21 protein-coding genes, 1 other RNA gene and 1 riboswitch are annotated in these 18,583 nt (G+C 70.6%); of the genes, 11 read left to right on the top strand and 11 right to left on the bottom strand.

Annotated features, from left to right (window positions below):
- Positions 1–14: 14 nt before the first annotated feature.
- On the top strand, positions 15–905 hold the full coding sequence (gene lgt / locus AQ610_RS14300) for a prolipoprotein diacylglyceryl transferase (protein WP_006024871.1): 891 nt from the start codon (positions 15–17) through the stop codon (positions 903–905).
- Positions 906–996: 91 nt separating this feature from the next.
- Here the strand turns inward: lgt and AQ610_RS14295 are convergent, their stop codons facing one another.
- The 5 genes from AQ610_RS14295 to AQ610_RS14275 all read right to left on the bottom strand — a co-directional run bounded on the left by AQ610_RS14295 (position 997) and on the right by AQ610_RS14275 (position 3,395).
- Positions 997–1,734 (bottom strand): SIMPL domain-containing protein, encoded by a 738-nt coding sequence (locus tag AQ610_RS14295; protein WP_009911550.1) that lies wholly within the window; start codon positions 1,732–1,734, stop codon positions 997–999.
- 198 nt (positions 1,735–1,932) lie between these two features.
- Positions 1,933–2,394, bottom strand: coding sequence for an EVE domain-containing protein (locus AQ610_RS14290; RefSeq protein ID WP_006024873.1), 462 nt, complete (start codon positions 2,392–2,394; stop codon positions 1,933–1,935).
- A 75-nt stretch (positions 2,395–2,469) separates the two neighbouring features.
- A non-coding RNA gene (ssrS, locus tag AQ610_RS14285) (6S RNA) lies at positions 2,470–2,651 on the bottom strand.
- Between the two features lie 82 nt (positions 2,652–2,733).
- Entirely contained in the window at positions 2,734–3,048 is a 315-nt protein-coding gene (locus AQ610_RS14280; protein WP_006024874.1) for a cell division protein ZapA, read from the bottom strand.
- Positions 3,045–3,395, bottom strand: coding sequence for a hypothetical protein (locus AQ610_RS14275; protein ID WP_006024875.1), 351 nt, complete (start codon positions 3,393–3,395; stop codon positions 3,045–3,047). The genes AQ610_RS14280 and AQ610_RS14275 overlap by 4 nt, the downstream gene beginning before the upstream one ends.
- A 202-nt stretch (positions 3,396–3,597) precedes the next feature.
- A riboswitch (cobalamin riboswitch) is annotated at positions 3,598–3,844 on the top strand.
- Between the two features lie 69 nt (positions 3,845–3,913).
- On the opposite strand from AQ610_RS14275, the gene AQ610_RS14270 reads away from it, so the two are divergent.
- The 6 genes from AQ610_RS14270 to cobC all read left to right on the top strand — a co-directional run bounded on the left by AQ610_RS14270 (position 3,914) and on the right by cobC (position 10,176).
- Complete coding sequence (locus AQ610_RS14270; RefSeq protein WP_006024876.1) at positions 3,914–5,821, top strand: TonB-dependent receptor plug domain-containing protein; 1,908 nt, start codon at positions 3,914–3,916, stop codon at positions 5,819–5,821.
- Between the two features lie 78 nt (positions 5,822–5,899).
- The gene (locus AQ610_RS14265; RefSeq protein ID WP_015601725.1) at positions 5,900–6,901 is read left to right on the top strand and encodes a FecCD family ABC transporter permease; all 1,002 of its coding nucleotides are present in this window, start codon (positions 5,900–5,902) and stop codon (positions 6,899–6,901) included.
- The gene (locus AQ610_RS14260; protein ID WP_043282068.1) at positions 6,898–7,728 is read left to right on the top strand and encodes an ABC transporter ATP-binding protein; all 831 of its coding nucleotides are present in this window, start codon (positions 6,898–6,900) and stop codon (positions 7,726–7,728) included. The genes AQ610_RS14265 and AQ610_RS14260 overlap by 4 nt, the downstream gene beginning before the upstream one ends.
- Positions 7,729–7,771: 43 nt before the next feature.
- A complete protein-coding gene (gene cobT, locus AQ610_RS14255) occupies positions 7,772–8,827 on the top strand; it encodes a nicotinate-nucleotide--dimethylbenzimidazole phosphoribosyltransferase (protein WP_006024879.1) in 1,056 nt (351 codons plus the stop codon).
- A gap of 6 nt (positions 8,828–8,833) precedes the next feature.
- Entirely contained in the window at positions 8,834–9,592 is a 759-nt protein-coding gene (locus AQ610_RS14250) for an adenosylcobinamide-GDP ribazoletransferase (RefSeq protein ID WP_006024880.1), read from the top strand.
- A complete protein-coding gene (gene cobC / locus AQ610_RS14245) occupies positions 9,577–10,176 on the top strand; it encodes an alpha-ribazole phosphatase (RefSeq protein WP_006024881.1) in 600 nt (199 codons plus the stop codon). Before AQ610_RS14250 ends, cobC begins: the two co-directional genes overlap by 16 nt.
- A gap of 79 nt (positions 10,177–10,255) precedes the next feature.
- Here cobC and AQ610_RS14240 read toward each other — a convergent pair whose 3' ends face one another.
- The 4 genes from AQ610_RS14240 to cobU are packed head-to-tail and all read right to left on the bottom strand — an operon-like array spanning position 10,256 to position 13,731.
- On the bottom strand, positions 10,256–11,179 hold the full coding sequence (locus AQ610_RS14240) for a cobalamin-binding protein (RefSeq protein ID WP_009911564.1): 924 nt from the start codon (positions 11,177–11,179) through the stop codon (positions 10,256–10,258).
- Positions 11,180–11,184: 5 nt separating this feature from the next.
- Entirely contained in the window at positions 11,185–12,243 is a 1,059-nt protein-coding gene (cobD, locus tag AQ610_RS14235; RefSeq protein ID WP_006024883.1) for a threonine-phosphate decarboxylase CobD, read from the bottom strand.
- On the bottom strand, positions 12,236–13,180 hold the full coding sequence (gene cbiB / locus AQ610_RS14230) for an adenosylcobinamide-phosphate synthase CbiB (RefSeq protein ID WP_006024884.1): 945 nt from the start codon (positions 13,178–13,180) through the stop codon (positions 12,236–12,238). The genes cobD and cbiB overlap by 8 nt, the downstream gene beginning before the upstream one ends.
- Positions 13,174–13,731 carry a bifunctional adenosylcobinamide kinase/adenosylcobinamide-phosphate guanylyltransferase gene (cobU, locus tag AQ610_RS14225; protein ID WP_006024885.1) on the bottom strand — a complete coding sequence of 186 codons (558 nt, stop codon included), beginning with the start codon at positions 13,729–13,731 and terminating at the stop codon, positions 13,174–13,176. The genes cbiB and cobU overlap by 7 nt, the downstream gene beginning before the upstream one ends.
- 27 nt (positions 13,732–13,758) lie before the next feature.
- On the opposite strand from cobU, the gene AQ610_RS14220 reads away from it, so the two are divergent.
- The 3 genes from AQ610_RS14220 to AQ610_RS14210 all read left to right on the top strand — a co-directional run bounded on the left by AQ610_RS14220 (position 13,759) and on the right by AQ610_RS14210 (position 16,879).
- Positions 13,759–15,384, top strand: a complete 1,626-nt coding sequence (locus tag AQ610_RS14220) for a cobyric acid synthase (protein WP_009911573.1) — start codon at positions 13,759–13,761, stop codon at positions 15,382–15,384.
- Positions 15,385–15,589: 205 nt separating this feature from the next.
- A complete protein-coding gene (locus tag AQ610_RS14215; RefSeq protein WP_006024887.1) occupies positions 15,590–16,006 on the top strand; it encodes a DoxX family protein in 417 nt (138 codons plus the stop codon).
- A gap of 249 nt (positions 16,007–16,255) precedes the next feature.
- A complete protein-coding gene (locus AQ610_RS14210; protein WP_006024888.1) occupies positions 16,256–16,879 on the top strand; it encodes a ParA family protein in 624 nt (207 codons plus the stop codon).
- 5 nt (positions 16,880–16,884) lie between these two features.
- Here the strand turns inward: AQ610_RS14210 and panD are convergent, their stop codons facing one another.
- Positions 16,885–17,271 carry an aspartate 1-decarboxylase gene (gene panD, locus AQ610_RS14205; protein ID WP_009911576.1) on the bottom strand — a complete coding sequence of 129 codons (387 nt, stop codon included), beginning with the start codon at positions 17,269–17,271 and terminating at the stop codon, positions 16,885–16,887.
- A gap of 53 nt (positions 17,272–17,324) precedes the next feature.
- Positions 17,325–18,164 (bottom strand): pantoate--beta-alanine ligase, encoded by an 840-nt coding sequence (gene panC, locus AQ610_RS14200; RefSeq protein ID WP_009911577.1) that lies wholly within the window; start codon positions 18,162–18,164, stop codon positions 17,325–17,327.
- On the opposite strand from panC, the gene AQ610_RS14195 reads away from it, so the two are divergent.
- Positions 18,154–18,564: a hypothetical protein gene (locus AQ610_RS14195; RefSeq protein WP_230479241.1), complete on the top strand. Its 411-nt coding sequence runs from the start codon at positions 18,154–18,156 to the stop codon at positions 18,562–18,564. The two genes, panC and AQ610_RS14195, sit on opposite strands and share 11 nt — an antisense overlap.
- Positions 18,565–18,583 lie beyond the last annotated feature (19 nt).

Below are 18,583 nucleotides of genomic sequence, written 5' to 3'. Positions count from 1 at the left end.
TTCAACGCTAACTCATGATCATTCATCCGAATTTCGATCCCGTCGCGATTCACCTCGGCCCGCTCGCCGTGCGCTGGTACGGGCTCATGTATCTCGTCGGCTTCATCCTCGCGATCGTCGTCGGGCGGCTGCGCCTGAAGCTGCCGCACGTCGCCGCGCAAGGCTGGAGCGCGAAGGACATCGACGACATGATGTTCTACGGCGTGCTCGGCGTCGTGCTGGGCGGCCGGCTCGGCTACGTGCTGTTCTACAAGGCGGGCTACTACTTCTCGCATCCGCTCGACATCTTCCGCGTGTGGGAGGGCGGGATGTCGTTCCACGGCGGCTTCCTCGGCGTCACGCTGGCGATGGCGCTGTTCGCGTGGCAGCGCAAGCGCCACTGGCTCGAAGTGACCGACTTCGTCGCGCCGATGGTGCCGACGGGGCTCGCGGCCGGAAGGCTCGGCAACTTCATCAACGGCGAGCTGTGGGGCCGCGTGACGAGCCCCGACGCGCCGTGGGCGATGCTGTTTCCGGGCGCGTCGCGCGACGACGCCGCGTGGCTCGCCGCGCACCAGGACATCGCCGCGAAGTGGAATCTGAACGAGGTGTTCCTGTCGCACCAGATGCTGCCGCGGCATCCGTCGCAACTGTACGAAATCGCGCTCGAAGGCATCGCGCTCTTTTTCGTGCTGTGGTTCTTCTCGCGCAAGCCGCGGCCGATGGGCGCGATCTCGGCGCTCTTCTTGATCGGCTACGGCGCCGCGCGCTTCACGGTGGAGTTCGCGCGCGAGCCGGACGATTTCCTCGGCCTGCTGACGTTCGGCCTGTCGATGGGGCAGTGGCTGTCGCTGCCGATGATCGTCGCGGGCGTGCTGATGATGATCTGGGCGTATCGGCGCGGCGGCGTCGCGAAGCCGGCCTGATCGTTCGGGGCGCGCGATGAAAAACGCCGGCTCGTCGCCGGCGTTTTCGTATCGACCGTCAACGGCGCGCCAACGCGCCGCTTCCAGTACGTCACTTCATCTGCACCGAGCCGTTCACGTTGACGGTCACGGTCGTCTTGCCGCCTTCGACGGCGATCGGCGCGCTCATCTTCGCGCTATCCATCGCGGGCGCGGCCATCGCGAACATCCGCGGATACGGCTGCACGTTGCGGCCGCTGCCGACGTTCACTTCGCGGATCGCGTAGTTGTTGTAGCCGAACGCGCGCGTCGCTTCCTCGGCGCGCGCGCGGAACGCCTTGATCGCTTCCGTCGTGAGCTTCTGCTCGGCCGCGCGCTGCGCTTCGGGCGACAGCGAGAACGCGACGTTGCCTACCTGCATCATCGGGCTCAACTGGCCCGCGAGCTTCGATGCGGCCGCGAAGTCGTGCGACTCGAGCACGACCTCGGTGCGGCCGCGCCACGCGGAGATCCTGCCGTCGCGGTCGACGCTCGGCGACACCGAGAATTCACCCGTGCGGGCCGTGACGCCCGTGACGCCGCGCGCCTGCGCGAGCGCCGCATCCGCGCGCTTGTTCAGCTCGGCGGTCAGCGTGCCGGGGTCCTTTGCCTGTTGCTCGTAGAACAGCGTGATGTCGACGACGTCCTGCGGGACGTCGGTGCTTGCCTGCGCGGACAGCGACAGCACGCCCGCGGGCGGCTGCATCTGGCCCATGCTTTGCGCGCGCGCGGCGGACGGGGCGAGCGCGAGGGCGATCGGCAGCGCCGCCGCAAGCGTGACGGCAATGGCTAGAGCGGATTTTTTCGTCATTGTTGACTCCTTGAGCGTAAGCGCGCACGCGTTCGGGGGCGTGCGATGCGCGGACGGACGCCGCGCTTCTCCAGAAACGCCCGGCGGACGCGGCACTGCATCCGTCGATGCGCCCATTAGGCCGTCGAAGGCGGGCGGAGGTTCCGGCCGGCGCGGATTCTTGCGCCGGCTCTGACAATGTTTGACGTGGCGGCCGCGTCACTTCATCAGGCGCGTCGTGATGAAGCGCCATTCGTCCGGCGTGACGGGCGTGATCGACAGCCGGTTGCCTTTCGCGAGCACGCGCATGTTCGCGAGCGCGTCGTGCCCGCGCAATGCGGCGAGGGGAACGAGCGGCGACTTCCTGACGAAGCGCACGTCAACGAGCACCCAGCGCGGCGATTCTCGCGTCGACTTCGGATCGTGGTACGGACTTTGCGAATCGAACTGCGTCGGATCGGGGTAGGGCGTCGACGAGACTTGCGCGAGCCCCGCGATGCCGGGCTCGGGGCAGCTCGAATGATAGAACAGCACGCCGTCGCCGATCTGCATCATGTCGCGCATGAAGTTGCGCGCCTGATAGTTGCGCACGCCGGTCCACGGCAAGGTCTGGTCGGGGGCGGCGGCGAGGTCGTCGATGCTCGCCTCGTTCGGTTCGGATTTCATCAGCCAGTAGCGCATGGATCGCAATGACTCGACGCAATGAAAAGGCTGCACAAAAGGAAACGGCATCGGGACTTGCCCGATGCCGTCGAATAGGCCCCCGCCTTAGCCGCTAGGCCGGCATCCTGAACCTGAGGTTCAGAATTGGTCGCAGTTAGCAGCACTTCGGGTACATCAGACAGAGTGACGCGCGCGCCCGTGCTACAAATTTCCGCAACCGTGCACATGGCATTGGTTCAAGGAATATATGACCTTGGCGAACCAGGCAGGGAAGCTGACTTGACTGTTCGAATCACCTTTGGATTCAGCGGCTTGAACGCGATAGATCAAGCATTGGCCGAACCCGGTGAAACTTGTTTACTGCACCTCGTGCTGTGCGAGCACCGCACCGAGTTGTTCATTCATTTGGCGCATTGTACGCCGGATTTCTTCCGCAGGGAACGCCTCGCCGTGACGCACGCTCTGTTGCAGCCTGAGCAACTCCGACGCGAGCGACAGCGCGGCCATCACCGCGATGCGATCCGTGCCGCGCACCGAACTGTTCGCGCGGATCTTCGACATTTCCGCGTCGACACGCGCGACCGCCTCGAGAAGCGCCGCCTCGGTTTCGGCCGAGCAGGCGAGACGATACGACTGGCCGAGAATCGATACTTCGATCTGCTTCGTGCTCATGCATGTTCTCCGTGGCCCGTCGCACTTTCGCCTTCGTCGTTCGCCTGCGGTGCGAGCAGGTCGAGCTGGTTTTCCGCATCCGGCACGCTTTTCGTGCGCGGCAGTTTCTCGAGGATCGCGTTGAGCTTCACTTGCGCGTCGTCGATTTTCGCCGACAGCGTGTCGCGCTCGGCCGCGAGTGCGTTGCGCTCGTCGCGCAACTGCTCGAGTTCCGCGTGCAGCGTCTGCGCTTCACTGCGCAATTGCGCGACCTGCTCCTCGAGCGCGAGCCGTTCCGTTTGATGGCGTTGATTCAGCGCGATCAGGCGGCCGATGTTTTGAGATAGGGTTTCGAGTTCGTTGAGCATGTGCTGCGTCCTCTAAAGACCCAGCATTTTAGCGCGGAATAGGCGAGTTTCCGATATCTGTAACGTTTCTAGACGTAACACCCCCGCTTCTCGCCGCGAAATATCTTCGTCGTTCGTTGATGCCGATCGTCTCGCCGATAGACGGCGCGACGTTTCTTGCGCCGCGTCGGCGCGGCGCCTTGACGCTGCGGCGCGCGCACTCCTAAACTGGCGCCGCCTCGGTGCTCGCGCGCTTCGCGCGCGGTTAAACGGGAAGCAGGGCGCGACGTCCGCCGGGACCGAGCCAACCTGCGCTGCCCCCGCAACGGTAAGCGATCGCATCGGTTTCGATGCAAGCCGCACTCTTGATGCGTCGGCACGGCCGCCGGCGACGTGCCACTGCGCATTGCGCGGGAAGGCGAGGCGGTGATGTCGCGAGCCCGGATACCGGCCGAGGCGGGGAGACGGGCGTGCCCGTCTCCGTGATGCGGAGCCTGCGGGGAAGCGGGCGCCGCAGTGACTCAACAGGATCTTCGTTCATGCGAACCCCTCTCGTCCGCGCAGCGCTCGCCGCTCTGTCCGGACTGCCTTGCATCGCGCTCGCGCAAGGCGATGCGTCGGCATCCGCCGCCTCCAGTGCGTCTTCGGCCGCGCCGACGCGCTCGACATCCTCGACATCCGCCGAGCCGCTCGCGCCGATCATCGTCACCGCGCAACGCGGGCCGCAGAAGCTCGCCGATGCGATCCCGCAGACGACGCTCTTCGATGCGCAGGACATCGCCGACAGCGGCGCGACCGATCTGCCCGGCCTGCTCGCGCTCGCGCCCGGCGCGCAGATCGTGCGCAACGGCGGGCCGGGCGCGAGCGCGAGCCTTTTCCTGCGCGGCGCGCAGCCGACGCAATCGCTCGTGCTGATCGACGGCGCGCGCGTCGATTCGGCGAGTCTCGGCCAGTCGCAGATCAGTCAGTTGCCGCTCGATCAGATCGATCGCGTCGAAGTGGTGAACGGCAACGTGTCGTCGCTGTACGGGTCCGGCGCGATCGGCGGCGTCGTGCAGGTGTTCACGAAGAACGGCGGCGATCATCCGCCGCGCTTCGATTTCTCCGCGGGCTACGGCAGCTATCACACGCAGACGCAAAGCGCGGGCGCGTCGGGCCGGCTCGACGAGGACGGCAAGACGACGTTCAGCGTGTCGCTCGCGCGGCTGAAGACCGACGGCTTCTCGGCGCTCGATCCCGCGCGCAAGCCGCAGGCGAATCCGAACGCGAACGGCTATCTGAACGAGAGCGCCTCCGCATCGCTTCGGCACCGGTTCAGCGACAAATGGGACGCGGGCGTCACATACTTCCAGGCGAACGGCCGCAACAGCTACGACGACGCCTACGGCTCGCCGACCGATCTGAACGACCTGTACAGCCGCGTCCAGCAACTGTCCGCGTTCGCGAACGGCAAGCTCGCCGACTGGTGGACGACGCGTGTGAACGTGTCGAGCGGCAAGGATCGCAACCAGTCGGCGCTGAACGGCGCGTACACCGATCACTTCAATACCGACGACCGCCAGTACACGTGGCAGAACGACTTCGCGATCGCGCGCGGCCACAAGATCCAGGCGGGGTACGAGCGGCTCGACCAGTCGTTCGAATCGAACAGGTATTCGGCGCCCGAGCGCCACGTGAATTCCGGCTGGCTCGGCTACACCGGCCGCCTCGGCGGCAGCCAGTTCCAGGCGAACGTGCGCCGCGACCAGTACTCCGATTTCGGCGGCGCGAACAGCTACTATCTCGGCTACGGGCTCGACGTCACCGAGCGCTGGAAGGTGTCGGCGAGCTATTCGAGCGCGTTTCGCGCGCCGAGCTTCAACGATCTGTACTATCCGAACGCGGGCAACCGGTCGATTCGGCCCGAGCGCAGCCATTCGGTCGAGGCGGCCGTGCAGTATGCGTCGGATGCGGTGGGCGTCGTGCGCGTCACCGCGTTCCAGACGCGCTACACGAACCTGATCGACTATCGTCCCGGCGCGAGCGGCCCGTACTATGTCGCGCAGAACGTCGGCCGCGCGAAGGTGCAGGGCGTCGAGGGATCGTGGCAGGGGCACGTCGGCAGGACCGACGTGCGCGTCGCCGCGACGCTGCAGAACCCGATCGACGAAACCGCCGGCCGGGATCTGAACCGGCGCGCGCGGCGCTTCGCGGCGATCTCGGCGAACCGCTCGTTCGGCGGCTGGCGCGTCGGCGGCGAATGGCTCGTGAGCGGCGCGCGCGACGATTTCGGCGATCATCTCGGCGGATACGGCGTCGTCAATCTGTCCGCACGCTACGACATCACGAAGTCGTGGTACGTGAGCGCGCGCCTCGACAATCTGTTCGACAAGGACTACGAGCTTGCCTATGCCTACAACACGCCGCGCCGCGGCGCCTATGTCACGCTCGGCTGGCAGCAGCGCTGACGGCCGGCCGCGCCGTCGGCGCGGTTCGCGCGGCCGCGCGCGGGTGGGCGCATGAGGTCCGATGCGCGCGGCGCCGGCATGCATGCGGCGCGCGCGGCCGCGATCTGGGCCGCGCTCGCGCTCGTCGCGTGCGCGACGTTCGTCGCGTCGCTCACGCTCGGCAGCGTGCCGATGACGCCCGTCGATGCGCTCGCGGCGCTCGTCCATCGCGCCAGCGCCGATCCGCTCGCGGCCGACATCGTCCGCACGCTCAGGCTGCCGCGCGCGCTCGCGGGCTTCGGCTGCGGCGCGCTCCTCGCGCTCGCCGGCGCGCTGCTGCAGGTGCTGCTGCGCAATCCGCTCGCCGAGCCTTACGTGCTCGGCGTGTCGGGCGGCGCGGCCGCGTTCGCGCTCGGCGCGATGATCGCGGGCGGCGCGTGGTGGATCGTCGATTTCGCATCGTTCGCCGGCGCGCTCGCATCGATCGCGTTCGTGCTCGGGCTCGCGCGCCGCGAGCTGTGGCGCGGCGAGCCGCGCGACGCGTCGCCGCGGTTGCTGCTCACGGGCGTCGTGATCTCGGCCGGCTGGTTCGCGCTCATCACGCTGATGCTCGCGATCGCGCCCGACGAGCGCCTGCGCGGCATCCTGTTCTGGCTGTCGGGCGACCTGAGCGGCGCGGCGTCGCCGTGGTTCGCGCTGGCGGCGCTCGCCGCGGCCGCGTGCGTCGCGCTGCCGGTCGCGCCGCAACTGAACGTGCTGCTGCGCGGCGACGCGGCGGCCGCCGCGCTCGGCGTGCCGGCCGCGCGGCTGCGGCTGCGCGTCTATCTGATCGCGTCGCTCGCGGCGGCCGCGGCCGTCACGACGGCGGGCACGATCGGCTTCGTCGGGCTCGTCGTGCCGCACGCGCTGCGGCTCGCGTTCGGCAACGATCAGCGGATGCTGCTGCCCGCCGCGATGCTCGCTGGCGGCGCGGGCGTGATGGCCGCGGACCTGCTCGCGCGCACGGCGATCGCGCCCGCGCAGTTGCCGGTCGGCGTGATGACGGCGCTGATCGGCGTGCCGCTTTTTCTGTGGATGCTGCTGCGGAGGACCGCGCGATGACGACGCACGGCGCGCCGACGCCGCGCTCGGCCCGCTACGGCATGCTGCGTCTCGTGCTGAAGGCGGGCGCGCGCACGCTGCTCGACGAATTCACGCATACGTTCTATCCGGGCGAGCTGTGGTGCGTCGCCGGGCCGAACGGCGCGGGCAAGACGACGTTGATCACGACGCTCGCCGGGCTCGCGAAGCCGGCGGCGGGCCACGTCGAGGCGGACGGCGTGCCGCTCGCCGACTGGCGGCCCGAAGCGCTCGCGCGGCGGCGCGCGTTGATGGCGCAGGCGCTGCACGATGCGTTCAGCGCGAGCGTGTTCGATACCGTGCTGCTCGCCCGCTTCCCGCATCTGACGGGCTGGGGCTGGGAGCGCCCCGATGACCGCGCGGCCGCGCACGCGGCGCTCGCGGCGCTCGGGCTCGAATCGTTCGCCGCGCGCGACGTGCTGTCGCTGTCGGGCGGCGAGCGGCAACGCGTCGCGCTCGCGGCCGCGCTGTGCCAGGACGCGCCGCTGCTGTTGCTCGACGAGCCGCTCGCGCATCTCGATCTGCATCACCAGATCGACTGTCTCGTCGCGCTCGCCGGCTGGCTGCGAGCGGGCGAGCGCACCGCGATCTTCTCGTGCCACGACCTGAATCTCGCGCGCCGCTTCGCGACGCACGCGCTGTTGCTCGACGGCCGCGGCGGCGCGCACGCGGGCCCGGTGCGCGACGTGCTCACGCCCGAGCGCGCGAGCCGCGCGTTCGGCTACCCGCTCGTGCTGATCGAGCGCGACGGCCGCGAGGCGCTCGTGCCCGCGTGGCCCGATGCGCATGATCGTCCCCGCAGCGCCTGATCGACGCGCATCGCGCGACCCATTTCATCCAGGAGACGAACCGATGACCTTCACCTTCTCCCTGCCGACCGTCGAGCCGCTCGACGACGCCGAACTGCGTGCGACGCTTGCGCGTGTCATCGATCACAAGACGAAGCCGCCCGGCAGCCTCGGCCGCATCGAAGCGCTCGCGCTGCAGCTCGGCATGATCCAGCGCACGACCGCGCCGAGCGTCGCGCGTCCCGTGATGATCGTGTTCGCCGGCGATCACGGGATCGCCGCCGAAGGCGTGAGCCCGTATCCGCAGGCGGTGACCGCGCAGATGGTCGCGAACTTCGTCGCGGGCGGCGCGGCGATCAATGCGTTCTCGGGCGTCGCGGGCCTCACGCTCGAGATCGTCGATGCGGGCGTCGCGTCGCCGTTGCCGGAATCGCCGCAGCTCGTCGGCGCCGCGATCGCGCGCGGCACGCGCAACTTCGCGCACGAGCGCGCGATGTCGCGCGACGAAGCGCTCGCCGCGCTCGCCGCGGGCGCCGCGCGCGTGCGGCATCACGCGGCGCTCGGCACCAACGTGATCGGCTTCGGCGAGATGGGGATCGCGAACACGTCGGCGGCCGCGTGCGTGATGAGCCGCCTGCTGAACGTGCCGATCGACGCGTGCGTCGGCCGCGGCACGGGCCTCGACGACGCGGGCCTCGCGCACAAGCGCGCGGTGCTCGGGCGCGCGCTCGAGCGGCACGCGGACGCGGTCGAGCCGCTCGACGTGCTCGCCGCGTTCGGCGGCTTCGAGATCGCGATGATCGCGGGCGCGTTCCTCGAAGCGGCGCGCGCGCGGATGGCGATCCTCGTCGACGGCTTCATCGCGACCTCGGCGCTCGTCGTCGCCGACGCGCTCGCGCCCGCGGTGCGCGAATACTGCGTGTTCTCGCACGTGTCGAACGAAGCGGGGCATCGGCGCATGCTCGAGCACTTCGGCGGCGAGCCGCTCCTCGCGCTCGACCTGCGTCTCGGCGAGGGCACGGGCGCCGCGCTCGCGCTGCCGCTCGTGCGCGCGGCGGCGGCGTTCGTCAACGAGATGGCGAGCTTCGAGTCGGCGGGCGTCGCGAACCGCGATGCGTGACGCGCGATGAATCCGCTCGCCGAACTGCGCTACTTCGTCGTCGCGCTCGGGTACTTCACGCGCGTGCCGGTGCCGCGCGCGATCAGCGGCGCGGCCGTCGATCTCGCGCATGCGGCGCGTTACTTTCCGCTCGTCGGCGTGTGCGTCGGCGCGCTCGCCGCGGCCGTGCATCTCGCCGCCTCGCGCGTGTGGCCGCCGGGCGTCGCGGCGCTCGTGTCGATCGCGGCGACGCTCGCTGCGACGGGCGCGCTGCACGAAGACGGCCTTGCCGACAGTTGCGATGCGTTCGGCGGCGGCTACACGCGCGATGACGTGCTGCGGATCATGCGCGATTCGCGGATCGGCACGTTCGGCGCGGCGGCCCTCGTCGTCGCGCTTGCGCTGAAGTGGCAGGCGCTCGCCGCGATGCCGCCCGCGCGCGCCGCGTGGACGATGATCGCCGCGCACGCGGGAAGCCGCACGCTCGCCGCGAGCCTGCTCGTCACGCTCGACTATGCGCGCGCCGAAGGCAAGGCGCAGCCGGTCGCGCACCGGATGCGCGCGGGCGCGTTCGCGTTCGCGGCCGTGCTCGGCCTGCCGTGGCTGTTCTGGCCGGACTGGCGCGCGGGCGCGCTCGCGCTCGCGGCGATGCTCGTGCTGCGCGCGGGCATCGCGCGTTATCTCGACGCGCGCATCGGCGGCTATACCGGCGATTGCCTCGGCTTCGCACAGCAGGTGTTCGAGCTGTCGATCTATCTGGCGATGCTCGGATGGATGTCGTCCTGATTCGCCATCCGGCCGTCGCCGTCGATGCGGGCCTCTGCTACGGCAGCAGCGACGTGCCGCTCGCGGCGGGTGCGGCGGCGGGCGCGGCCGGCATCCTGCGGCGGCTGCGCGCGCTCGGCGTCGCGCGCGCGTCGCGCGTGTGGGCGAGCCCGCTCGCGCGCTGCGCGGATGTCGCGCGCATGCTGGCCGACGACGTGTGCGCGCCGGTCGAGATCGATCCGCGCTTGCGCGAAATCGACTTCGGCGCGTGGGAGATGAAAAGCTGGGACGCGATCGGCCGCGACGCGCTCGATCGATGGAGCGCCGATCTGATGCATGCGCGCGAGCACGGCGGGGAGAGCGCCGCGCAGTTCGTCGCGCGCGTGCGGCCGGCGCTCGCGACGCTCGCTGCGTCGGCGCGCGCGAGCTGGGTCGTCACGCATGCGGGCGTGATGCGCGCGCTGGCGTCGCAGGCGCTCGATGCGCCGCTCGAGGCGATGCTTGCGCGGCCGATCGCGATGGGCGGCGTCGTGTGGTTGCGGCGCGATGACGATTGTGCCGGCGATCGCGCTGGCGCCTGGCGGCTCGAGCATTGGGACGCGTGACGCCCGCAATCGGCAAGCGAGCCCGCGCGCGAGCGTGATTTTCGTTCGAGTGAGTCAGTGAGCGCGCATCGCGCCGCGCTCACGGCTTCGGCCGCCGCGCGCGCGCGACGTCGAGATCCCGGCACAGTTGCTCGGCGCCTTGCGCGATGCGCGGCGCGGGCCGCGTCAGCAGGTCGCCGTCGATCGCGAACAGATTGTCTCGCGCGACCGCGGTCAGCCTGGGCCACGCGCGCCAGCGCGCGAAGTCGGGCAGCGCGTCGCGCGTCGGGGTCGCGCCGGCCGCCGTCGTCACGATCGCTTCCGGATTCGCCGCGAGCACCGCTTCGTCGGTGACGGACGGCGCGACCGGCTGCAGTTGCGCGAACACGTTGCGGCCGCCGCACAGCGCGATCACGTCGCTGACGATGTGATCGCCGTTCAGCGTGATGAGCGGCTTGTCCCACGCCTGAAAGAACACCGTCACGGGCGGCTTGCCCGCGTAGCGCGCGCGCAGTTGCGCGATCCGCCGCCGGTACGCGTCGGCCGCCGCCGACGCGGTCTCGCGCGTGCCGAGCAGCAGGCCGAGCTTGTCGAGCGACGCGGCGACGTCGTCGAGATGCCGCGGCTCGCTGAAGTAGAGCGGGATGCCGAGCGCGCGCAGCCGCTCGGTCTCGCGTCCGGCGTTGCCGTGACGCCAGACGACGATCAGGTCCGGCTTGAGCGCCGCGATCCGTTCGAGGTCGAGCGCCTGGTTCGAGCCGACGCGCGGGATCGCCTTCGCGGCGGGCGGGTAGTCGCTGTACGACACCGCGCCGACGAGCTTCGCGCCGCCGCCCGCCGCATAGATCAGCTCGGTCACGTGCGGCGCGAGGCTCACGACGCGCTGCGCGGGCGCGGCGAGCGTGATCGCGTGGCCGGCGTCGTCGGTGACGGCGATGTCCGCGTGCGCGGCGGCGGTTGGAAGCGCGCAGGCGCTTGCGGCGACGGTCGCCGCGAGGGCGGTGCGGGAGAGGGCGAGGCGCATGGGCGTCAATCTTGTTTCGTCGATCCGGACGGCTGCGTCGACGCGACGGGCAGCGTCGGCACGCATTCGGCGAGCGCGCATTCGAGCCGCCGCCATTCGTCTTCGCCGGCGGGCAGCCCGATGCGCATGCTCGGTGCGTGCGCGAAGTAGCGCGTCCAGATCCCGCGCGCCGCGAGCGCGTCGTGCAGCGCGTGCGCGCGCGGATCGGCGGTCCAACTGAAAAGCGGCGTCGCGTGCGTGACGAAGCCGTTCGCACGCAGCAGCGCGGCGAGGCGCGCGCTGTCGTGCGCGAGCCGCTCGCGCGTCGCGCGCTGCCACGCGGTGTCCGCGAACGCGGCGAGCACCGCGTGGCGCGCCGGGCCGCTGACGGTCCACGCGCCGAGCGCATCGCGCAGCCGCGCGAGCAGCGCGGGCGCGGCGAGCGCGAAGCCCGCGCGCACGCCCGCGAGCCCGAAGAACTTGCCGACCGAGCGCAGCACGACGAGGCCGTCGCGGTGCGTGTCCGCCGCAAGTGACGCGTTCGGGTGCGCGTGCGTGTCGGCATCCGCGAACGCCTCGTCGACGATGAGCGCGCCGCCGCGCGCGACGAGCTGCGCGTGCCAGCGCAGCAGCCGCGCGCGATCGACGCGCTCGGCGGTAGGGTTGTTCGGATTGGCGACGATCGCATACGTGAGCGCCGCGGGCAGCGTGTCGCTGCCGCAGTCGAGCGGCGCGCCGGGATGGCCGTGGCGCGCGAACGCGGGTGCGTATTCGCTGTATGCGAGCGGCGCGACGCCGACCGTGCCGCGCGCGAACAGCGCCGGCAGCGCGCGGATCGCCGCTTGGCTGCCCGCGACGGGCAGCACGTGCGCGGCGCCCGGCGCGCCGTAGTAGCGCGCCGCGTGCGCGGCGAGCGCGCCGTCGTCCTCGGGCAGCCGGCGCCAGGCGTCGGCGGGCACGGGCGGCACCGGATAGCCGTGCGGATTGATGCCCGTCGACAGATCGAGCCACGCGTCGCGCGGGATGCCGTGGCGAAGGGCGGCTTCGTGCAGATTGCCGCCGTGCGTGATCGGTGAGTCAGCCATGGTGCGTTGCGATCGACAGTGCCGCGCCCGCGATCAGCAGCGCGAGCCAGAGAATCATCGTGCGCGCGACGAGCGACAGCGCGGCCGCGATGTGCACGGGCGCTGCGGGCTCGCCCGCGCCGAGCACGGGACGGTCCTCGATCGCGCCGTGATAGACGGCGGGACCGCCGATCACGACGTTCAGGCTGCCCGCGCCCGCGGCCATCACGGGGCCCGCGTTCGGGCTGTCCCAGTGGCGCGCCTGCGCGCGCCAGCAGCGCCACGCGTTCGCGGTGTCGCCGAGGAGCGCGTAGCTCGCCGCGGTGAGGCGCGCGGGCGCCCAGTTGAGCGCGTCGTCGATGCGCGCGGCCGCCCAGCCGAAGCGCGAGAAGCGCGGCGTCCGATAGCCCCACATCGCGTCGAGCGTGTTCGCGAGCCTGAACAGCAGCGCGCCCGGGCCGCCCGCGAGCGCGAACCAGAAGAGCGCGCCGAAGATCGCGTCGTTGCCGTTCTCGAGCGCAGATTCGACCGCCGCGCGCGCGAGCGCGGCCTCGTCGGCGTCGCTCGTGTCGCGCGACACGATGCGCGAGCTCAGCATGCGCGCGGCCGCGAGGTCGCGGCGCAGCAGCGCTGCGGCGATCGGCGCGACGTGCTCGGCGAGGCTGCGCGCGCCGAGCGCGAACCACAGCAGCGCGACGTGCAGCGCGGCGGCGAGCGGCCACGGCAGCGTCGCGACGGGCCATGCGGCGAGCGCGACGGGCGGCGCGACGACCGCGAGCCACGCGGCGAGGCCCGCGAGCCGGCCGCGGCGTCCGGTATTGAGCGCGCGCTCGACGCGCGCGGCGAGCCGGCCGAACGCAACGAGCGGATGCGCGGTGCGCGGCTCGCCGACGAGCTTGTCGACGACGCAGCCGGCGACCGCGAGGAAGGCGACGGCGGGCAGCGACAGGATCAGCATCGCGGCGCGCCCTCGTGCTTGATCGTGACGGGCAGGCCGGCCACGCACAGCGTCACGCGCGTCGCGAGCGCCGCGATGCGCTGGTTGACGCGGCCGAGCGTATCGACGAAGCGGCGCGTTTCCTCGCCGAGCGGCACGACGCCGAAGCCGATCTCGTTGCTGACGACGATCACCTGCGCGCGGCTCGCGCGCAGCGCCGCTTCGAGCTCGGTGACGTGCGCGCCGCAGCGCGCGTCGTCCACGCCCGGGCCGTCGGCCGGGCAGAGCAGGTTCGTGAGCCAGAGCGTCAGGCAGTCGACGAGCACGCACGCGTTCGCGTCGTCGAGCCGGGCGATCGCGGCCGCGAGTTCGACGGGCGCCTCGACGAGCGCCCAGTCGGCCGGCCGGCGCGCGCGATGATGCGCGATGCGCTCGGCGAATTCGCGGTCGGCGACGCGGGCGGTGGCGATGTAGGTGACGGGCCGCCCGCCGGCGGCGGCGAGCCGTTCGGCGTGCGCGCTCTTGCCCGAGCGCGCGCCGCCGAGAACGAAGGTGAGGTCGCGCGGAGTCATCGCGTGATTGTAACGGGCCGCGCGATAATGCGGCTTTCGCCATTTGCCGCGCGCCGCGCGTCGCGCGATTCGTTCACGATGACTGCCAACGCCAACGCCAACGCCAACGCCAACGCCAACGCCAACGCCAACGCCAACGCCAACGCCAACGCCAACGCCAACGCCAACGCCGCCCGTGCGCGCGGCGCGCTGATGATTCAGGGCACGACGTCCGACGCGGGCAAGAGCACGCTCGTCGCGGGCTTGTGCCGGCTCGCGCGCCGCGCGGGCGTAAGCGTCGCGCCGTTCAAGCCGCAGAACATGGCGCTCAACAGCGCGGTGACGGCGGACGGCGGCGAGATCGGCCGCGCGCAGGCGCTGCAGGCGCTCGCGGCCGGCATCGATGCGCACACCGACCTGAATCCGGTGCTGCTGAAGCCGACGGGCGATCGCGGCGCGCAGGTGATCATCCACGGCAAGGCGCGCGCGAACCTGACCGCGCGCGCCTATCACGACTACAAGCCGACCGCGATGCGGGCGGTGCTCGAATCCTACGGCCGGCTGCGCGGCGCGTACGACGCGGTGATCGTCGAAGGCGCGGGCAGTCCCGCCGAGATCAACTTGCGCGAAGGCGACATCGCGAACATGGGATTCGCGGAAGCGGTCGACTGCCCGGTCGTGCTCGTCGCCGACATCGACCGAGGCGGCGTGTTCGCGCATCTCGTCGGCACGCTCGCGTGCCTGTCGGACAGCGAGCGCGCGCGCGTGCGCGGCTTCGTGATCAACCGCTTTCGCGGCGATCCCGCGCTGCTCGAGCCGGGGCTGCGCTGGCTCGAGGCGCGGACCGGCAAGCCCGTGCTCGGCGTGCTGCCCTATTTGCACGGCCTCACGCTCGATGCGGAGGACATGCTGCCCGCGAGCGCGCGCACGGCGGCGCCGCGGCGCGACGCGAGCGTGCTGCGGGTGGTCGTGCCCGCGCTGCCGCGAATCAGCAACCACACCGATTTCGACGCGCTGCGCGTGCATCCGCGCGTCGACTTCGCGTACTGGAAGAGCGGGCCCGCGCCCGACGCCGATCTGCTGATCCTGCCCGGCTCGAAGAACGTGCTCGCCGATCTCGCGTGGCTGCGCGACGCGGGCTGGGACGCGCTGGTCAAGCGCCATCTGCGCTACGGCGGCAAGGTGATCGGCATCTGCGGCGGCATGCAGATGCTCGGCCGCACGCTCGACGATCCGCACGGCGTCGAGGGCGTGGCGGGCGCGACGAGCGCGGGCCTCGGCCTCCTCGACTATGCGACGACGCTGACGCCGGAGAAGACGCTCGTCAACGCGACGGGGCGGCTCGCGTTCGGTGGCGATGCGCGCGTCTCCGGCTACGAGATCCACATGGGGCGGACGGAAGGGCCGGCGCTTGCGTCGCCAGCGCTCGCGCTCGCGGGGCCGGACGGCGAGCGGCCGGACGGCGCGGTGTCGGCGGACGGGCAGATTCTCGCGACCTATCTTCACGGGCTCTTCGACACGCCGCAGGCGTGCTCGGCGCTGCTCGAATGGGCGGGGCTCGGCGGCGCGGAGCCGGTCGACTATCCGGCGCTGCGCGAGGCGTCGCTCGAGCGGCTGGCCGACACGCTCGCCGAGCACCTCGATCTCGATCGCGTGTTTGCGGCGTTCGCGTGATGGGCGCGCGCGGGCGGGAGGCCAAGGCGCGAGGCGCGGCACGCAACCCGGACAGCCAAAGGGCGCGATCCCGTTGATTTTTCGCTCGCCCCTCGCTTGGCAATTCGTTCTCATTTGGAAATAAATTAGGCCAAACGAGCTATTTTTCATCAAAAGCGACTCGAATAAAGTTCGTTCCATTCAAACTTCGAACGAGGAACCCAACATGGATTCGAACCGCTTGAACGACGCCGGCGCCGCGTTGCTGCGCGTCGCGCTCGGCGTGCTGTACCTCGCGCACGTCGCGCAGAAGGTCTTCGTGTTCACGCTGCCCGGCACCGCGCAGTTTTTCGCATCGGTCGGCCTGCCGGGCTGGCTCGCTTATGTGACGACGCTCGTCGAGCTCGCCGGCGGCCTTGCGCTTCTTGCGGGCGTGCGGGTGCGGCTCGCGTCGCTCGCGCTGCTGCCGTTCATGCTCGGCGCGACGATGACGCACTTCCCGAACGGCTGGAGCTTCGCCGCGCCGCACGGCGGCTGGGAGTATCCGGCGTTCTGGGCGGTCACGCTCGTCGTCCAGGCGCTCGTCGGCGCCGGCGCGTTCGCGCTCGGCGGCGCGCGCGGCGTCGCCGGCCGGGCCGCGTAAGCGGCGTTCGGCCGCCGCCGCCCGTGCGCGGCGAGCCGCGGCGGCCGCAACGCCGGCCCTCGCCACGGCGCGGCGCTTGGCGCGCCGGCTACGCGCGGCGTCGATTTGCCGCCGTCCGTTCGGGCGCCGCCGGACAAACCCGTTTCGGTGCGGACGCATTTGCCGATATCATCGCTCCCTGTATCCGCATTTTTCGCGGCGCGGTGCCGGTGCCAGGCGTCGCGCCGCGTGGCTTCTTCGGGGGAATTCATGACGGTGATCGTGGTGGCGAATCCGAAGGGCGGCGTCGGCAAGAGCACGCTGTCCACCAATCTGGCTGGGTATTTCGCGGCGCAGGGCGCATGGGTTGCGCTCGCCGATCTCGACCGGCAGCAGTCGGCGCACGCATGGCTCGACCTGCGGCCGGCCGGGCTGCCCGCGATCGAGACCTGGGCGCTCGATCCCGATGCGCCGTCGAAGCCGCCGCGCGGCCTCGAATACGCGATCGTCGATACGCCGGCCGGCCTGCACGGCAATCGGATGAGCGTCGCGCTCGAGTTCGCCGACAAGGTGATCGTGCCGTTGCAGCCGTCGATGTTCGATATCCTGGCGACCCAGCAATTCCTCGAGCGCCTCGCGAGCGAGAAGGCGGTGAGGAAGGGCGCGATCAAGGTGGGGATCGTCGGGATGCGGGTCGACGCGCGCACGCGCTCGGCCGAGCAGTTGCACCGCTTCGTCGAGGGGCTCGATATGCCGGTGCTCGGCTATCTGCGCGATACGCAGAACTACGTGCAGCTCGCCGCGCACGGCCTCACCCTGTGGGATGTCGCGAAAAGCCGCGTCGACAAGGATCTCGAGCAGTGGGGACCGATCGTCGAGTGGGCGCAGAAGTAGGCGCTTTACGTCCAGTTCTGCGTCGGCACGTGATCGCGGCTGCCCTTGATCTTGTTGTCTTCGTCGACGAACACGAGATTCGGCTTCCAGCCCGCCTTCAGCTCCGCCTCGTCGATCATCGCGAACGCGGCGATGATCACGAGGTCGCCCAGTTGCGCGCGGCGCGCGGCCGAGCCGTTCAGCGAGATCATCCCGCTGCCGCGCTCGCCCTTGATCGCGTACGTCGAGAAGCGCTCGCCGTTGTTGATGTTCCAGATGTCGATCCGCTCGTTCTCGACGATGTTCGCGGCGTCGAGCAGATCCTCATCGATCGCGCATGAGCCCTCGTAATGCAGCTCGCAGTGCGTGACCGCCGCGCGGTGGATCTTCGATTTCAGCATGTGGCGCTGCATGATGGCTCCCTTGGTGCTACCAGACGAAAGGCGGGCGGCCGCGTGGCCGGCCGTCAGATTTCCAGATTGTCGATGAGGCGCGTCGCGCCGAGCTTCGCCGCCGTGAGCACGACGAGCGGCTCGCCCGCCTCGAGTTGCGCCGCGGTCGGCGCGACGAGGTTCGCGCGCCGGCGGATCGACACGTAGTCGGCCTTCCAGCCGCGCGCGGCGAGGCGGGCGAGCGCGCGCTGCTCGATTGCCGCGAGATCGCGCTCGCCGCCCAGCACCGCGTCGCGCACCTGCGCGAGCGTCTTCGCGAGCTCGGGCGCCTCCGTGCGCTCGGTTTCGCTCAGATAGCGGTTGCGCGACGACAGCGCGAGGCCGTCGGCGTCGCGCACGGTCTCGGCCGCGACGATGTCGACGGGCATCGCGAGCTGCTGGCACATCCGCCGCACGATCATCAACTGCTGGTAATCCTTCTTGCCGAACACGGCGACGCGCGGCTGCACGCACGCCATCAGCTTCGTGACGACCGTGCACACGCCGGTGAAGAAGCCGGGGCGGAACTCGCCTTCGAGGATGTCGCCGAGGTCGTGCGGCGGCTGCACACGATATTCCTGCGGCTCAGGGTACATGTCGCGCTCGGTCGGCGCGAACAGCACGTAGACGTTTTCCTTCTGCAGCTTCTCGATGTCTTCCTGCAGCGTGCGCGGGTATTTGTCGAAGTCCTCGTTCGGGCCGAACTGGAGCCGGTTCACGAAGATGCTCGCGACGACCGGATCGCCGTGCTGGCGCGCGAGCCGCATCAGCGACAGGTGCCCCTCGTGCAGGTTGCCCATCGTCGGCACGAACGCCGTGCGGTTCTGGCCGCGTAGCTGGTCGCGCAGTTCCTGGATCGAGCTGATGACTTTCATGAGTTGGCGGTTCCTCGCGCGGTGCGCGCGTTGGCCGCGCGAGGCGGCGTGGTCGGGATCGTCGTGGCCGGAACGCATGGGGCGTCGAGCGTCGGCGATTGTAGAGGATTTGCCGTTTTGGCGCATCGATAAAAGCACGATCGTTCACTTTGATCGGCGCAGGCGCGGCAACGCGGCGGCGAACAGATGGGGCGGGACCGAAAGGGCGGCCGCGATCGCGGTTTCGCCGAGGCCGACGGCGCGATCGGATTTCGCGCATCCGTGCGCCGACGCACGTAACCGCTTTGTCAGCCTGCACGGCATGGCGGCATCAAACGTGACGTATCGCAATGTGCCGGTGCGTGTCGTCGCGCGGCAAGCCGCCGTCACGCCTCGAATCCTGAATCGTCGGATGAAATGACCGGCGCGTGCGCCGAATC

This window comes from Burkholderia humptydooensis, from assembly GCF_001513745.1.
Lineage (GTDB): Bacteria > Pseudomonadota > Gammaproteobacteria > Burkholderiales > Burkholderiaceae > Burkholderia > Burkholderia humptydooensis.
The sequence above is the reverse complement of the archived record's forward strand: the minus strand, read 5'-3'. Positions and strand labels throughout refer to the sequence as shown.

Coding starts and splice junctions, on each gene's coding strand:
- cobC (WP_006024881.1), top strand. CDS start 9,577: ATGGATGTCGTCCTGATTCGCCATCCGGCCGTCGCCGTCGATGCGGGC.
- AQ610_RS14290 (WP_006024873.1), bottom strand. CDS start 2,394: ATGCGCTACTGGCTGATGAAATCCGAACCGAACGAGGCGAGCATCGAC.
- AQ610_RS14280 (WP_006024874.1), bottom strand. CDS start 3,048: ATGAGCACGAAGCAGATCGAAGTATCGATTCTCGGCCAGTCGTATCGT.
- AQ610_RS14210 (WP_006024888.1), top strand. CDS start 16,256: ATGACGGTGATCGTGGTGGCGAATCCGAAGGGCGGCGTCGGCAAGAGC.
- cobT (WP_006024879.1), top strand. CDS start 7,772: ATGACCTTCACCTTCTCCCTGCCGACCGTCGAGCCGCTCGACGACGCC.
- AQ610_RS14250 (WP_006024880.1), top strand. CDS start 8,834: ATGAATCCGCTCGCCGAACTGCGCTACTTCGTCGTCGCGCTCGGGTAC.
- AQ610_RS14270 (WP_006024876.1), top strand. CDS start 3,914: ATGCGAACCCCTCTCGTCCGCGCAGCGCTCGCCGCTCTGTCCGGACTG.
- AQ610_RS14215 (WP_006024887.1), top strand. CDS start 15,590: ATGGATTCGAACCGCTTGAACGACGCCGGCGCCGCGTTGCTGCGCGTC.
- AQ610_RS14195 (WP_230479241.1), top strand. CDS start 18,154: ATGACTTTCATGAGTTGGCGGTTCCTCGCGCGGTGCGCGCGTTGGCCG.
- lgt (WP_006024871.1), top strand. CDS start 15: ATGATCATTCATCCGAATTTCGATCCCGTCGCGATTCACCTCGGCCCG.
- AQ610_RS14295 (WP_009911550.1), bottom strand. CDS start 1,734: ATGACGAAAAAATCCGCTCTAGCCATTGCCGTCACGCTTGCGGCGGCG.
- AQ610_RS14275 (WP_006024875.1), bottom strand. CDS start 3,395: ATGCTCAACGAACTCGAAACCCTATCTCAAAACATCGGCCGCCTGATC.
- AQ610_RS14240 (WP_009911564.1), bottom strand. CDS start 11,179: ATGCGCCTCGCCCTCTCCCGCACCGCCCTCGCGGCGACCGTCGCCGCA.
- AQ610_RS14220 (WP_009911573.1), top strand. CDS start 13,759: ATGCGGCTTTCGCCATTTGCCGCGCGCCGCGCGTCGCGCGATTCGTTC.
- cobU (WP_006024885.1), bottom strand. CDS start 13,731: ATGACTCCGCGCGACCTCACCTTCGTTCTCGGCGGCGCGCGCTCGGGC.
- panD (WP_009911576.1), bottom strand. CDS start 17,271: ATGCAGCGCCACATGCTGAAATCGAAGATCCACCGCGCGGCGGTCACG.
- cbiB (WP_006024884.1), bottom strand. CDS start 13,180: ATGCTGATCCTGTCGCTGCCCGCCGTCGCCTTCCTCGCGGTCGCCGGC.
- AQ610_RS14260 (WP_043282068.1), top strand. CDS start 6,898: ATGACGACGCACGGCGCGCCGACGCCGCGCTCGGCCCGCTACGGCATG.
- AQ610_RS14265 (WP_015601725.1), top strand. CDS start 5,900: ATGCATGCGGCGCGCGCGGCCGCGATCTGGGCCGCGCTCGCGCTCGTC.
- panC (WP_009911577.1), bottom strand. CDS start 18,164: ATGAAAGTCATCAGCTCGATCCAGGAACTGCGCGACCAGCTACGCGGC.
- cobD (WP_006024883.1), bottom strand. CDS start 12,243: ATGGCTGACTCACCGATCACGCACGGCGGCAATCTGCACGAAGCCGCC.